This is a genomic window from Nonomuraea sp. NPDC005650, from assembly GCF_040605375.1.
Lineage (GTDB): Bacteria > Actinomycetota > Actinomycetes > Streptosporangiales > Streptosporangiaceae > Nonomuraea.
The window spans coordinates 153,745-166,708 of the sequence record NZ_JBEXCR010000026.1; the positions used below are offsets into that span (position 1 = coordinate 153,745).

Sequence of the window (12,964 nt, forward strand, 5' to 3'; positions counted from 1 at the left end):
ACCGGTTACATATGTGGAGGCGCAATGCTCACTCTCGCCGTCGTCGGCGCGGGTTCGCGGGGGACCTCCTACGCCCGCCACGCCGCCGCGAGCGGCCGGGCGCGGGTGGTCGCGGTGGCCGATCCGCTGGAGGCCCGCCGCGACAGGTTCCCGGAGGCCGAGCGGTACGCGGACTGGCGCGAACTGGCCGCGCTCCCCCGCCGGGCGGACGCGGTGATCATCGCGACCCAGGACAGGGACCACGTCGAGCCCGCCGTGCGCTTCGCCGAGCTGGGCTACGACATCCTGCTGGAGAAGCCGATGGCGGTCGCCGAGGACGACTGCCGGCGGATCGTCGAGGCCGCCGAACGCTCCGGCGCCGTCTTCGCGGTCTGCCACGTGCTGCGCTACACGCCGTACACGCGGACGCTGAAGGCGCTGCTGGACGCGGGCCGGATCGGCGAGATCGTCAGCATCCAGCACCTGGAACCGGTCGGGTGGTGGCACCAGGCGCACTCATACGTGCGGGGCAACTGGCGCCGCTCCGACGAGTCCGCGTTCATGCTGCTCGCCAAGTCGTGCCACGACCTCGACTGGCTGGTGCACCTCACCGGCAAGCAGGTCACGCGCGTGTCGTCGTTCGGCGGGCTCAAGCACTTCCGCCCGGAGCACCGCCCGGAGGGCGCGGCCGACCGCTGCCTGGACTGCGCGGTCGAGGCGACGTGCCCGTACTCGGCCAAGCGCATCTACCTGCCGCTGGCCGGGCGCGAGCAATGGCCGCTGACGGTGCTCACCGACGACGTCTCCGAGGCCGGCGTGCTGGCGGCGCTCAGGACCGGCCCGTACGGCAGATGCGTGTACGCCTGCGACAACGACGTGGTCGACCACCAGGTCGTGAACATGGAGTTCGAGGGCGGCACGACCGCGTCGTTCACCATGACCGCTTTCACCCCATCCCTCCACCGGCAGACCCGGATCTTCGGCACCCGGGGCTGGATCGAGGGCGACGGCGACCGCCTGACCGTCTTCGACTTCGTCACCGGCCGCGACGAGACGGTCGACACCCGCCCCACGGGAGACCCGACGGCCCGGGGCGGCCACGGGGGCGGTGACGAGGCGCTGGTCGACGCTTTCCTGACCGCGGTCGCCACCGGGGACCGCTCCTCCATCCTCTCCTCGCCGGGCGAGAGCCTGCACAGCCATCTCATCGCCTGGGCCGCCGAGAGGTCGCGGCTGCGCGGTGAGACCGTGACCGTTCCTGAAGACTGAGCACCACGGCGGGGGTCACTCGCTGGGAGTCGGGCCGGTGGGGGTCTCCCCGGGCTCGCCCGGGTCGGGGCCCGACTGCGGGGCCAGGCCGAAGACGATCTCGACCGTGCTTCCCGGCCTGGCGCAGCTGCCGGACTGGAGGCCCTGGTCGAGGATCGTGCCCACCCGCGACTCGTCGTCCACGACCTGACCCCTCGTCCGCACCGCGAACCCGGCCGCGGCCAGCGCCGCCCGGCCGTCCTCCAGCGACTGCCCGACGACCGACGGGACGGTGGCGCCGTTGCGCGCCACCGTGAGCGCCACCGAGGTGCCGCCCGTGACACGCCGGCCCTCCTTGGGCTGCGTGGAGAGCACCTGCCCGTCCGGCTGGTCGACGCAGGAGCGGGTGACGGCGCCCACCGCCAGGCCCGCGTCGGTGAGGGCGTTCTCCGCCGCCTTGCGCTGCAGGCCCGTGACCGCGGGCACGGCCAGCCCGGCCGACACCTCAAGTGAGACCTTGCTGCCCCTGGCCACCAGCATGCCCGGGGCGGGCTGGGCGCTGAGAACCTGGCCGATCTTCTTCGGCGAGTCGAGCTGGGTGACGGTGCCGAGCACCAGCCCGGCCTGCTTGATCGCCTTCGTGGCCGCGCTCTTGTCCATTCCCGCCAGGGCCGGGACCGGGACCGTGACCGGGCGCGCCACCGTCGGACCCGCCGTGGGCCCGCGTTCCTGAGCGGTCGCCGTGGTCCTCATCGGGGTCTTCAGCGGGGTCGTCTTGTCCACCTGAGGCCGGGATCTCACCGGATCGGACTGTGGGGGGACCGACGGGCCGGCCGCCTGCGGCAGCTGGGGCCGATCCTCCCTGTCCGTCGTGGGTATGTGGGCGGTCAGCAGCACGGCCGCCGTCACCAGCAGGGCCGCGCAGACCGCGATGGCGGCCCGGGGCCAGGGGCCCTTGGACGGCATCGGCGGCAATGGACCGTTCCCCGGTCCGGAGTCGCCGGGTGACGACCCGCCCGCTTCCGTGTTCTGCCCGGCGCTCTCCCCCGCGGGGGAGCCGGGCAGCAGGTAGCCGCCGGGCACCCCCGTGGCCTCCGGCTCGGCCATCGGTGACCGCTCCGACGAGCGCTGCTCGGGCACGAGCGGCTGGACCCGCAGGATGTGGGCCGGCGGCGAGCTCAGCACCTCCGACGGCACCTCCGACTCCCCCAGCAGCTCGAACAGCAGGTCCCTGCTGGTGGGGCGGTTCCGCGCGTCCTTGTCCAGGCACGCCGCCACGAGGGTCCGCAGCCGCCCGTCCAGGCGGCCCAGCTCGGGCGGCGCGGTCAGGATGCGGTGCAGCACCGGCGCGACCGAGTCCTGCCCGAACGGCGCCGTGGCGTTGGCCGCGAAGCACATCGTCGCGCCCCACGAGAACACGTCCGCGGCGCCCGTGACGGCCGACGCCGTGATCTGCTCGGGCGCCATGTACGCGGGCGTGCCCACCCCGCGCCCGGTCACCGTGGCCGCCGCGTCCAGCGCCCTGGCCAGGCCGAAGTCGATGACGCGGGGCCCGTCGGAGCCGAGCAGCACGTTCTGCGGCTTGAAGTCCCGGTGCACGATCCCGGCCCGGTGGATGGCCGTGAGCGCGGTCGCCGTGCTTACCGCCAGCCGTTCCAGCGCCCCGCCGCGCCGCGGCCCGGTGAGCGCGACCTCCCTGTGCAGGGACGGCCCGTCGACGTACTCGCTGACGATGTACGGACGCCCCTCGTCGAACCCGGCGTCGACCACCTGGGCGGTGCAGAACCTCGCGACGTGCTTGGCCAGCTCGACCTCTCGCAGGAACGCCGCCCGCTCGTCGCCCACGGGTCCGTGCAGCAGCTTGACCGCGTAGGGCTCCCCGCCCCGCGAGCCGAGGAACACCGCGCCCTGACCACCCTCGCCCAGCCGCCCGGACAGCACGTACTCCCCGAGTCGCTGCGGGTCCCCCGTTCTGAGCGGCTGCGCCGTCGGCACGGACGTCTCCCCTCGCCGCCACCCCTTCCCTGCCTTCTACTGAAAGCAACGGGCCGCCCCGAGTCAACGGTGGTCACGGCAATCGCGGCCTGACCGTGACACAGCTGGTCAGGATGCCCGCGTGACCGTGCCCGAATAGGTCACCTCGTCCTTACCCTGGCGCGTCACCTTGATGGCCATCTGGTTCGATGCCGACGTCGGGAACATCCGCAATGTCCCCGGATAGCACTCCTGGCCCGTGACCTGGTCGAGGGTGAAGACCGTCCCGCTGCCGCTCCGCGAGAGCCGTCCCGAGCAGTGCAGGTCCGCTCCCCACAGCATCGCCCCGCTGCCGCCGTCGGAGCCCAGGCGCAGCTCGACGGGGAAGACCCGCTGGGCGGAGAAGTGCTCGGCCGAGCCCGTCCACGTCCCTTCCAGCCCCGGGCCCTGAGCGCCGCGCAGCCAGAACACGAACCCGGCCACCGCCATGGCCACGCCCGCCGCAGCCACGACCACCTGCCAGGTCTTCACCCGCCTGCGAGGCGGGAGCTCGGGAGCGGTGTCGCGGCTGACGGCGGGGAAGCTCGTGGTGGGGTCGGGGTCGTGGATGCGCCCCGGCCCGTCACCGGGCGGCGCGGTCTCCATGACCAGCCGGAGCCCGGCCGTCTGCGGCTCGCGGTCGGCGAACGCCCTGCCGGAGCCGGTGGCGAACGTGACGCGGGCCGCCGGGCCGGGGCCGACGGCGGCCTGCGCGCCCGAGGACAGCACGTCGCCGCCCGCGGCCGCCTGTCCCAGCAGCCGCCGCAGCGCCTCCTCCGCGTCCGGCCGCTCCCCCGGCTCCGGCGCCAGGCACGCCTCCACGATCTCCCGCAGCCGCCCGGTCAGCGGCCCGAGGTCCGGCTTTCCGTACAGGATCCTGGCCAGGACCTCCTGGTAGGTGTCCGCCGTGTACGCGTGCCGCCCCGTGGCCGTGTACGCGACGGTCAGCGCCCATGCCCACAGGTCGGCGGGCGGCCCGGCGGGCTCGCCGTTGATGCGCTCGGGCGACAGGTACGCCGGCGTGCCGACGGGCACCATGCCGGAGGTGGCCGCGGCGTCCATGAGGCGGGAGATCCCGAAGTCGATCACCCGCGGCCCGTCGAGCCCGAGCAGCACGTTGCCCGGCTTGAAGTCCCGGTGGACCACCCCGGCCCGGTGGATGGCCCCGAGTGCGGTGGCGGTGCCGATGGCCAGGCGTTCGAGCGACCCGCCCAGGCGCGGCCCCTTGGCGACCACGTGCTCCAGGAGCGAGGGGCCCTCGACGTACTCGCTGACCAGGTAGGGCCGGTCGCCTTCGAGGTCGGCGTCGAGCAGCTGCGCCGTGCAGAACGCGGCCACCCTGCGGACCGCCTCGACCTCTCCCAGGAACCTGCGCCGCACGTCGGGGTCGCCGGACAGGCTCGCGTGCAGCAGCTTGACCGCGACCTGGGCGCCCTGCTCGGAGTGCCCGAGGTAGACGACGCCCTGCCCGCCCTGGCCGAGCCTGCGCGACAGGCGATACGATCCCAGCTGTCGCGGATCATCGGCGCGGAGTGCGGACATATTTCCCGATTATGCCGGGGATTCGATCAGTCGCGCATAATCATCGAGGATCGGCAGCACCCTATCTGCGGGCGCGCTGGGCAGGGTGGCCACCGCCTCCTCGATGCCGAGCCCGGCGAAATAGTCGAGCTTCTCCCGCGTCGGCACCGTCCCGAACGGGATCACCTGGGCCATCGGCCGCCCGGCCTTCTCGCACGCCTCGCCCAGCATCGGCAGCGCCGTCCTGATCCCCTTGCCCCCGATCGGCATCCAGCCGTCGGCGTACTCGGCGACCTGGGCGAACAGCTTCGGCCCCGCCGCGCCGCCCACGTACACCGGCAGGTTCCGCAGCGGCTTGGGCCAGGACCAGGACGGCTCGAAGCCGTCGAACGAGGCCACCTCGTCCCGCCACAGCGCCTGCATGGCGAGCACGTTCCGCCTGGCCACCTCGCGGCGGCGGGCGTACGGGACGCCGTGGTTCTCGATCTCCTCGACGTTCCAGCCGAAGCCGACCCCGACCGCGACGCGCCCGCCCGAAAGGTGGTCGAGCGTGGCGATCGCCTTCGCGGTCACGATGGGGTCGCGCTGGGCGGCGAGCAGGATGCCGGTGCCGACGCGCAGCCGGCGGGTCGCGGCGGCGGCGAAGGACAGGGCGACGAGCGGGTCGAGCGTGCGCTTGTACTCCTCGGGCAGCACGTCCTGCCCCGCCGCGGGAGGCGTGCGGCGCGAGACCGGGATGTGGGTGTGCTCCGGCACGTAGAGGGAGTCGAAGCCACGCTCCTCCGCGGCCCTGGCGAGGTCCTGGACCGGCATGGCCAGATCCGTGGCGAACATCGTGACCCCAAGTCTCATGGGACCTCCTCCTAGTTAACCAAGCGATTGCTCGGTTAAGATTTCCAGAGTACCTTGCAGAAGACCATTCCGCGGAAAGAGGTCCCCGGTGAAGTTTTCTATCTTCCTGAATCCGCAGATTCCCGGCTCCGGGTACGCGGCCGAGGAGAACGCCAAGGCCAAACGCCCGATCGGGCGCGACACGGAGTCGTACCAGAAGCTGCTGCACGAGGTGCGGGAGATAGCAGTGCACGCCGACCAGATCGGGTTCGACGCGCTGATGATGACCGAGCACCACTTCCACTCGGAGGGCATGGAGTTCTCGGTCAACCCGCTGATGTTCCTCACCGACCTCGCCGCCAGGACCGAGCGGATCCTGCTCGCGCCGCTCGGCCTGGTGCTGCCCGCCTGGGACCCGATCAGAGCCGCCGAGGACGTGGCGCTGCTCGACCAGTTCAGCAAGGGCCGGCTGCGGCTGGGCGTGGCGCGCGGCTACCAGAACCGCTGGATGAACGTCCTGGGCCAGCGCTGGCACGCCGCCGCCGCGCGCTCCGACGGGTCGGCCTCCGACACGCGCAACTTCGACGTCTTCGGCGAGGTGCTGAAGATCATGAAGCTGGCGTGGACGCAGGAGACGTTGCGCTACAAGTCCGACGTGCTGGACTACCAGGTGCCGTATCCGTTCGAGGGCATCGAGGGATGGCCCGCGCTGGAATGGACCCGGACGTTCGGCGCGCCGGGTGAGATCTCCGAGGACGGCAAGGTGCAGGCCGTCTCCGTCTGCCCCCGGCCGTACCAGAACCCCCACCCCGAGCTGTGGCAGCCGTTCACGATCTCGGACCGGTCGGTCATCAGGGCCGCCCAGGAGGACATCCTGCCGTGGATGTTCACCCCCAACCCCGACGACCACGCCGCCAAGGCCAAGCTGTACCAGGAGGAGTCGGCCAAGCAGGGCCGCCACTACAAGCTGGGCGAGCACACCGGCATCCTCAAGATCGTCGGCATCGCCGACACCACCGAGGAGGCCATCAACACCTTCGGCCGCAGCATCCCCAAGGACTTCGCCGCCTTCTTCGGCCCGTTCGGCTACCTGGAGGTGCTGCGCAAGAAGGAGGACGAGAGGCACAAGCCCATCTCCCCCGAGAAGGGCGACGCCAAGCGCATGAACGACGTGGAGATGGCGCTGTTCGGCACGCCGGACGACGTCAAGCGCGGGATCCAGCGGATGCTCGACCGCATGCCCGACCTGGAGTGGTTCGGGCTCTACATGCAGGGCCAGCAGGGCGTGCTGCCGCTGGACACGGTCAAGCGGAACCTGGAGCTGTTCGCCACCAAGGTCATCCCGGAGTTCCAATGAGATTCTGGCTGGGGGCCTCGTTCGTCGACACCGACCAGTTCACGGAGCTGGCGCGGGCGGCCGAGCGGTGCGGGTTCGACACGCTCACGCTGTCGGACCACCTGTTCTACGCCGACTTCGCCTCGCCGTACCCGTACTCGCGGTCGGGCCGGCCCCGGTGGGACGCGCGTACGCACTGGCCGGACGCCTGGGTGACGATCGGCGCCATGGCGGCGGTGACCACGACCCTGCGCTTCTCCCCCAACGTCTACATCGCGCCCGCCCGCGACCTGTTCACCGTGGCCAAGCAGGTGTCCACGGCGGCGGTGCTGTCGAAGGACCGGGTCACGTTCGGGGTCGGGGTGGGGTGGTGCAAGGAGGAGTTCGTCGGCACCGGGCAGGACTTCCACACCCGGGGGCGGCGGCTGGACGCGATGCTCCCGACCCTGCGCTCGCTCTGGGCCGGCGAGACGGTCGCCCTCGACGGCCTTCCCGAGCTGTCGATCTCGCCCACCCCCGCCCGGCCGATCCCCGTCTACGTGGGCGGCGACAGCGACGCAGCGCTGCGCCGGGCCGCCCGGCTGGGTGACGGCTGGATCGGGAACCGGATCTACACCGAGGAGCAGCTCGACGCGGTGCTGGACACGCTCCGCGGCCACCTCGACGAGAGCGGCCGGACCGAGCCGTTCGACATCGTCGCGGGGCTCGCGGTGATGCCGGACGCCGACACCTACCGCCACTTCGCCGCCAAGGGCGTCACCGGGACCATGGCGGCCCCGTGGTGGCTGGCCACCCCCGAGGAGAAGGCCAGGTACGGCGAGGGGACGCTGGAACTCAAGATCGCCACCATGGAGCGCTTCGCCGAGGAGGTCATCGCCAAGCTCTGACCTCAGCGGGGCCGCAGGCCCAGCTCCTCCAGGGCGTGCCCGGCCAGGTCCTCCGGCACCTGCGCCACCGCGCCGATGCGGGCCAGGGCGGCCAGGCCGAGATAGCCGCCGTACGCGGTCAGCGCCCGCCGGGCGGCCTCGTCCGGCGGCTGGCCGACCTCCTCCAGGACGGCTCGCATGAACGCCAGCCGCCGCTCGCTCACCCGCCGCACCACAGCGCCCACCTTTGGGCCCACCACCGGGCCCGCGGCGGGGTCGTCGACCTCACTGATCAGCCGGAACGAGATGGCGGCGTCACGACCGTCGCCGAAGGCCCACTCCAGCAGCGTCCGCATGCGCTCCACCGGGTCGGGCACCGGCTCCAGCCGGGCGATGACCTCGTCGGTGCCGGCCTCCCACCGCTCCAGCGCCGCCTCCACCAGCGCCTGGCGGTTGGGGAAGTGCCAGTAGAAGCTGCCCTTCGACACGCCGAGCCGCACCGCCACCGGCTCCACGGCCACGGCGGCCAGCCCGCCCTCCGCCAGGGCTTCCAGCGCGGCCCGCGCCCAGTCGTCCGCGTTCAACCGACCCATTCGCCCATCCTTCCATACGCCACCGTATAGTCAGAACCGTACGTATCCGTATGGAAAGAGGTGGCCCATGCCCACGCTCACGGACCGGTTCATCCCGCGGCCCGACGCCTCCGAGCGGCACTCCATCGTGATCAAGGCACCGCGCGAGCGCGTCTGGGACGCCGTCGCGGACCCGGGCTCGTTCGACCTCCGGGCCGTCGTGGCCATCCGCGACGTGGCCGCGCGCCTGAGCGGCGGCCGGCCGCACCGGGGCACGCCGCGCTTCACGCCGCTCGCAGAAGACCCGGGCCACGAGCTGGTCATGGGGCTCATCGGGCAGTGGTGGCGCCTCGGGCACGCCGAAAGGAGCGGCGCGATCTCCGGCGCCGCCGACTTCCACGCGTTCGACCGCCCCGGCTACGCCAAGGGCACGCTGAGCTTCCGGCTGGACGACGCGGGCGAGGGGCGGATCAGGCTCGTCACGGAGACCCGCGTGGTGGCCACGAGCGAGGACGCGCGGCGCGCGTTCCTGCGCTACTGGCTGGTGATCCGGCTCGGCAGCGGCCTGATCCGCCGCATCATGCTCGCCGCCATCCGCGCCCGCGCCACCCGGCCCCTCTAGCCGCCCGGCCGGCTGACCGGTCCCGCCGCACGCCGTCCCGGGCGTGAGGGGGGCCTGGGTGGGCGGTAGCCTTCGTCCTGTGCTGGAAAGGATCTCAGCCACCCGTTACGTAACCCCATTGCGAGAGGGCGGCTCCCTGCCCGGCGTCGTCGAGGCCGACGACCTGGGCACGTACGTGGTGAAGTTTCGTGAGGCGGGCCAGGGTCGGCGGGTGCTCGTCGCCGAGATCATCGCGGCCGAGCTGGGCCGCAGGCTGGGGCTGCGGACCCCCGATCTCAAGCTCATCGACCTCGACCCGCAGCTCGGCATCCGGGAGCCGGACGAGGAGGTGCAGGACCTACTCAAGGCCAGCACCGGCCTCAACCTGGCGGTCGACTTCCTGCCGGGCGCGCTGGGGTTCGAGCCGCTGGCGTGGGCGGCGGACCCGGTGTTCGCGGCCAGGGTGCTGTGGTTCGACGGCCTGATCCACAACATCGACCGCAGCTGGCGCAACCCCAACCTGCTGGTCTGGCACCGCGAGACCTGGCTGATCGACCACGGCGCGGCGCTCTGGTTCCACCACAACTGGCGCACGGCCGACCCTCAGCGGAAGTTCGACGCGAGCGACCACGTGCTCGCGCCGTACGCCGGTGACGTCGAGGCCGCGGGTGACCAGCTGGCCGCGAGGATCACGCGAGGGCTGCTGGAGACCGTGACCGCGATGGTGCCCGACGAGTGGCTGGACGGCGAGCCGGGGTTCGACGGGCCGCAGACGGTGCGCGAGGCGTACGTCGATCAGCTGATGGAGCGGGCGCACGGCCCGCGCGAGTGGCTCGTGCGCGGCGAGGCCAAGCCGACGCGCGGCGGCCCCGGGTCCGTGGGCGAGTTCTGGCGGGGAGGCGGCCGGTGACCAGGGACGTCTACGAGTACGCGGTGATCCGCGTGATGCCCAAGGTCGAGCGCGGCGAGCTGATCAACGCGGGCGTGCTCCTCTACTGCCAGCCGCGCGGCTACCTGTGCGCGCGGGTCGAGCTCGACGCCGCCCGGCTGCGCGCCCTCGACCCGAACGCCGACATCGACGGGGTGCGCCGTGCGCTCAGCGCGTACGAGCTGGCCTGCGGCGAGCGGCCGGGACCGCTGGCCGAGGAGTCGCTCGGCAGCAGGTTCCGCTGGCTGACCGCGCCGCGCAGCACGATCGTGCAGGCCGGGCCCGTGCACGCGGGCCTCACCGCCGACCCCGACACCGAGCTGGCCAGGCTGTTCGACAAACTCGTCCGTATTTAGAACAGGACGGACATGAAGGTGTCGACCTCCTGGAAGCCCACCTTGCGGTAGACGGCCCTGGCCGAGAGGTTGAAGTCGTTGACGTAAAGCGTGACCACGGGGGCGAAGCAGCTCTTCGCGGCCTCCACGACGGCGGCCATGCCGGCCGCGGCATGGCCCCTCCCCCGCAGCTCGGGGGCGACCCAGACGCCCTGGATCTGGCAGGCCTGCGGCGTGACGGCCCCGACCTCCGCCTTGAACACCACCCGGCCGTCGTCGATGCGCGCGTAGGAGCGGCCGATCCTGATCAGCTCGGCGACCCTGGTGCGGTAGAGCGCGCCGCCGTCGCCGAGGTTCGGCGAGACGCCGACTTCCTCGGTGAACATGGCCACGCACGCGGGCAGCAGGATGTCGAACTCCTCCGGCCGCACCCGGCGCACCAGCGGATCGGCGGGCACCGGCGGCTTGCGCGAGGTGGCCATGACCGGCTGCGCCCAGCGGATGGCCCGCGCCCGGCCCCAGTGCGGCTCGAGGCGCTCCCACAGCAAGGAGACGGCGTCGACCGGGCCCACGATGGAGGAGCAGCGGCGCCCCTGTTTGCGGGCACGGTCGGCGAAGGCGTGCACGGCCTCGGGGCCGGCGTTGACGGGCACCATGTTGGCCCCGGCGTAACAGAGTGACACAAGGCCGCCGCGCGCGCCGAACCCCCACATCTGCCCACCCAGCCTCGCCGGATTGAGTCCGACGGCCCGCACTCTGGAGGAGACGAAGACGTTCGCGACCGGGTCGGTGTCCAGCAGGGCTAGGACCTCGTCCCGGTCGCTGTCGTCGAGCACGCGCGACGCCGATGTACGCAGCATCACATGGTCAGACTACGCGAAGCGTCACCGATTGGCTCAGTGGGCGACGGCCACGGTAATCCTTTCTTGACGTCAGTCAGAGACCAAGCGTGCCGAGGAGCCCGAGCAACCCGGCCGGCGGGCTCACGGCGTCCGCCGTCATGTGGGTGGACGGGCGCGGCTCCGGCAGCGCGGCGCACTGCACGTCACGCGGCGGCACCGTGCTGTCACGCAGGTACGCCGCCAGATGCTCGTCCACGCACTCGTTGCCGGTCAGCGACACGCCGTGGTTGCCGCCGCCGTCGATCACCATCGACGCGCGGACGAAGTGCCTGCGCATCTCCAGCGCCCCCTTGAACGGCGTCGCGGCGTCGTCGCGGGACTGGATGAAGAGCACCGGCGGCAGGCTCGCCGCACCCTGGACCTCGATCGGCGTCCCGCCCCGCACCGGCCAGAAGGCGCACGGCGCGTTGAACCAGGCGTTCGGCCAGGTCAGGAACGGCGCCCGGCGGTGCAGCCGGGTCATGTCGGACCGCCACTTCTCCCACTTGCGCGGCCACTTGGCATCCGCGCACTGGACGCCCAGGTAGGAGGCGTAGCCGTTCTCGTCCTGCTTGTCGTCCTTGCCGTGCTTGTCGTAGATGCCGACCAGGCCCTTCACGTCGCCCTGCCGCACGTACGCGGACCAGGCCGCGGCGAACGCGGGCCAGACCCGGTCGCTGTACCCGGCGACCGTGAACGTGTCGTCCAGTTCGCTCGGCCCGACGATGCCGCCGGCCGGGCGGGCCCGCAGCCGGTCGCGCATCGCGTAGTAGGCGAACGACGTCTGCTTGGGCGTGGTGCCCAGCCGGTAGACGTCGTTGTGCTTGGCCGTCCAGGCCAGGAACTGGCGGTGACGGTTCTCGAAGGCGCCGTCCTGCCTGAGGTTCGCCTCGTACCACACGCTCGTGGGGTCGACCGTGCTGTCCATGACCAGCCGCTTGACCCTGGTCGGGAAGAGCGTGGCGTAGACGGCGCCCAGGTAGGTGCCGTACGAGTAGCCGAGGTAACTGATCTTCTGCTCGCCGAGCGCGCCCCGGATCGAGTCCATGTCCCTGGCGGAGTTCTCGGTGGTGAGATGCGGCAGCAGCCAGGACCACTGCGCGCCGCACCGGTCGGCGAACTCGTGCGCCCGCCCGAGCAGCACCCGTTCCTCGGCCGGCCCCTTCGGCACCGCGTCCGGCCTCGGGGCCTTGAAGAAGACGTCCGGGTCCACGCAGTGCAGCGTCGGCTCGCTGCCCCCGACGCCGCGCGGGTCGAACCCGATGATGTCGTAGCGCTCGCTCACGTCCGACGGCAGCGCCGAGGACACGAACTCGGCCAGGCTCCGCCCCGGCGCCCCCGGCCCGCCCGGGTTCACCAGGAGCACCCCCAGGTAGTTGGCGCTCTTGGACACCCTGGCCCGGACCCGGTTGACGGCCAGCTCGATCGTCTGACCCCAGGGCTCCCGGTAGTCGAGCGGTACGCGTATGGTGCCGCATTCCAGGTTGGCCGGCGCCGGCCTCCCGTTCCCTATCGGACAGGGCCCCCAGGCGATGACCGACGGCGCCTGTCTCGCGCCACTGGCGATCGCCGTCCCATCCCCGCTGATCATCCCGCCGACGAGCACCGCAACCCCGGCGACAACCCCAACGACCCGCTTCACCCGGCCCCCTCCCATGTTCATGAGCCTTGCGATGCTCCCGTGGGCGACCGAGTGATCACGTTGGGTATGGAGAAAAGCTTGCCAATTTGTAATCGCACAATTACAGTAAGTACTCTTTGCGTGTCGGGCCACAGATTGCCCGGCAGCGGCGCACATCCCGGCATGGCAAGAGATGCAGAACTGCTCGCCCGAGCGCTGGCGAGCATGATCG

12 protein-coding genes are annotated in these 12,964 nt (G+C 72.0%); 6 read left to right on the forward strand and 6 right to left on the reverse strand.

Annotated elements, in window-relative coordinates:
• Window positions 1-24 precede the first annotated feature (24 nt).
• Window positions 25-1,248 carry a Gfo/Idh/MocA family oxidoreductase gene (locus tag ABZS69_RS38945; protein WP_355381030.1) on the forward strand — a complete coding sequence of 408 codons (1,224 nt, stop codon included), beginning with the start codon at window positions 25-27 and terminating at the stop codon, window positions 1,246-1,248.
• Window positions 1,249-1,263: 15 nt separating this feature from the next.
• Here ABZS69_RS38945 and ABZS69_RS38950 read toward each other — a convergent pair whose 3' ends face one another.
• The 3 genes from ABZS69_RS38950 to ABZS69_RS38960 form a co-directional block, all read right to left on the reverse strand.
• Complete coding sequence (locus tag ABZS69_RS38950) at window positions 1,264-3,222, reverse strand: PASTA domain-containing protein (RefSeq protein WP_355381032.1); 1,959 nt, start codon at window positions 3,220-3,222, stop codon at window positions 1,264-1,266.
• A 108-nt stretch (window positions 3,223-3,330) separates the two neighbouring features.
• The gene (locus ABZS69_RS38955) at window positions 3,331-4,782 is read right to left on the reverse strand and encodes a serine/threonine-protein kinase (RefSeq protein WP_355381034.1); all 1,452 of its coding nucleotides are present in this window, start codon (window positions 4,780-4,782) and stop codon (window positions 3,331-3,333) included.
• A gap of 9 nt (window positions 4,783-4,791) precedes the next feature.
• A complete protein-coding gene (locus ABZS69_RS38960) occupies window positions 4,792-5,613 on the reverse strand; it encodes an LLM class F420-dependent oxidoreductase (protein WP_355381036.1) in 822 nt (273 codons plus the stop codon).
• Between the two features lie 88 nt (window positions 5,614-5,701).
• Between ABZS69_RS38960 and ABZS69_RS38965 the strand changes: the two genes are divergently transcribed.
• Both ABZS69_RS38965 and ABZS69_RS38970 read left to right on the forward strand, forming a co-directional pair.
• Window positions 5,702-6,949 (forward strand): LLM class flavin-dependent oxidoreductase, encoded by a 1,248-nt coding sequence (locus tag ABZS69_RS38965; protein ID WP_355381038.1) that lies wholly within the window; start codon window positions 5,702-5,704, stop codon window positions 6,947-6,949.
• Entirely contained in the window at window positions 6,946-7,815 is an 870-nt protein-coding gene (locus tag ABZS69_RS38970) for a TIGR03619 family F420-dependent LLM class oxidoreductase (RefSeq protein ID WP_355381040.1), read from the forward strand. Before ABZS69_RS38965 ends, ABZS69_RS38970 begins: the two co-directional genes overlap by 4 nt.
• A gap of 2 nt (window positions 7,816-7,817) precedes the next feature.
• On the opposite strand, the gene ABZS69_RS38975 is transcribed toward ABZS69_RS38970, so the two are convergent.
• Window positions 7,818-8,387 (reverse strand): TetR/AcrR family transcriptional regulator, encoded by a 570-nt coding sequence (locus ABZS69_RS38975; protein ID WP_355381042.1) that lies wholly within the window; start codon window positions 8,385-8,387, stop codon window positions 7,818-7,820.
• 67 nt (window positions 8,388-8,454) lie between these two features.
• On the opposite strand from ABZS69_RS38975, the gene ABZS69_RS38980 reads away from it, so the two are divergent.
• The 3 genes from ABZS69_RS38980 to ABZS69_RS38990 all read left to right on the forward strand — a co-directional run bounded on the left by ABZS69_RS38980 (window position 8,455) and on the right by ABZS69_RS38990 (window position 10,251).
• Window positions 8,455-8,988, forward strand: a complete 534-nt coding sequence (locus ABZS69_RS38980; protein ID WP_355381044.1) for a hypothetical protein — start codon at window positions 8,455-8,457, stop codon at window positions 8,986-8,988.
• A gap of 79 nt (window positions 8,989-9,067) precedes the next feature.
• Window positions 9,068-9,877 (forward strand): HipA family kinase, encoded by an 810-nt coding sequence (locus ABZS69_RS38985; protein WP_355381046.1) that lies wholly within the window; start codon window positions 9,068-9,070, stop codon window positions 9,875-9,877.
• 35 nt (window positions 9,878-9,912) lie between these two features.
• Complete coding sequence (locus ABZS69_RS38990; RefSeq protein ID WP_355381102.1) at window positions 9,913-10,251, forward strand: DUF3037 domain-containing protein; 339 nt, start codon at window positions 9,913-9,915, stop codon at window positions 10,249-10,251.
• Here ABZS69_RS38990 and ABZS69_RS38995 read toward each other — a convergent pair.
• Window positions 10,248-11,090, reverse strand: a complete 843-nt coding sequence (locus ABZS69_RS38995; protein ID WP_355381104.1) for a GNAT family N-acetyltransferase — start codon at window positions 11,088-11,090, stop codon at window positions 10,248-10,250. The genes ABZS69_RS38990 and ABZS69_RS38995 overlap by 4 nt on opposite strands.
• 76 nt (window positions 11,091-11,166) lie before the next feature.
• Window positions 11,167-12,753, reverse strand: coding sequence for an alpha/beta hydrolase (locus ABZS69_RS39000; protein WP_355381048.1), 1,587 nt, complete (start codon window positions 12,751-12,753; stop codon window positions 11,167-11,169).
• Window positions 12,754-12,964: the final 211 nt, after the last annotated feature.

Coding starts and splice junctions, on each gene's coding strand:
- ABZS69_RS38960 (WP_355381036.1), bottom strand. CDS start 5,613: ATGAGACTTGGGGTCACGATGTTCGCCACGGATCTGGCCATGCCGGTC.
- ABZS69_RS38970 (WP_355381040.1), top strand. CDS start 6,946: ATGAGATTCTGGCTGGGGGCCTCGTTCGTCGACACCGACCAGTTCACG.
- ABZS69_RS38995 (WP_355381104.1), bottom strand. CDS start 11,090: ATGCTGCGTACATCGGCGTCGCGCGTGCTCGACGACAGCGACCGGGAC.
- ABZS69_RS38990 (WP_355381102.1), top strand. CDS start 9,913: ATGCCCAAGGTCGAGCGCGGCGAGCTGATCAACGCGGGCGTGCTCCTC.
- ABZS69_RS38975 (WP_355381042.1), bottom strand. CDS start 8,387: ATGGGTCGGTTGAACGCGGACGACTGGGCGCGGGCCGCGCTGGAAGCC.
- ABZS69_RS38955 (WP_355381034.1), bottom strand. CDS start 4,782: ATGTCCGCACTCCGCGCCGATGATCCGCGACAGCTGGGATCGTATCGC.
- ABZS69_RS38980 (WP_355381044.1), top strand. CDS start 8,455: ATGCCCACGCTCACGGACCGGTTCATCCCGCGGCCCGACGCCTCCGAG.
- ABZS69_RS38945 (WP_355381030.1), top strand. CDS start 25: ATGCTCACTCTCGCCGTCGTCGGCGCGGGTTCGCGGGGGACCTCCTAC.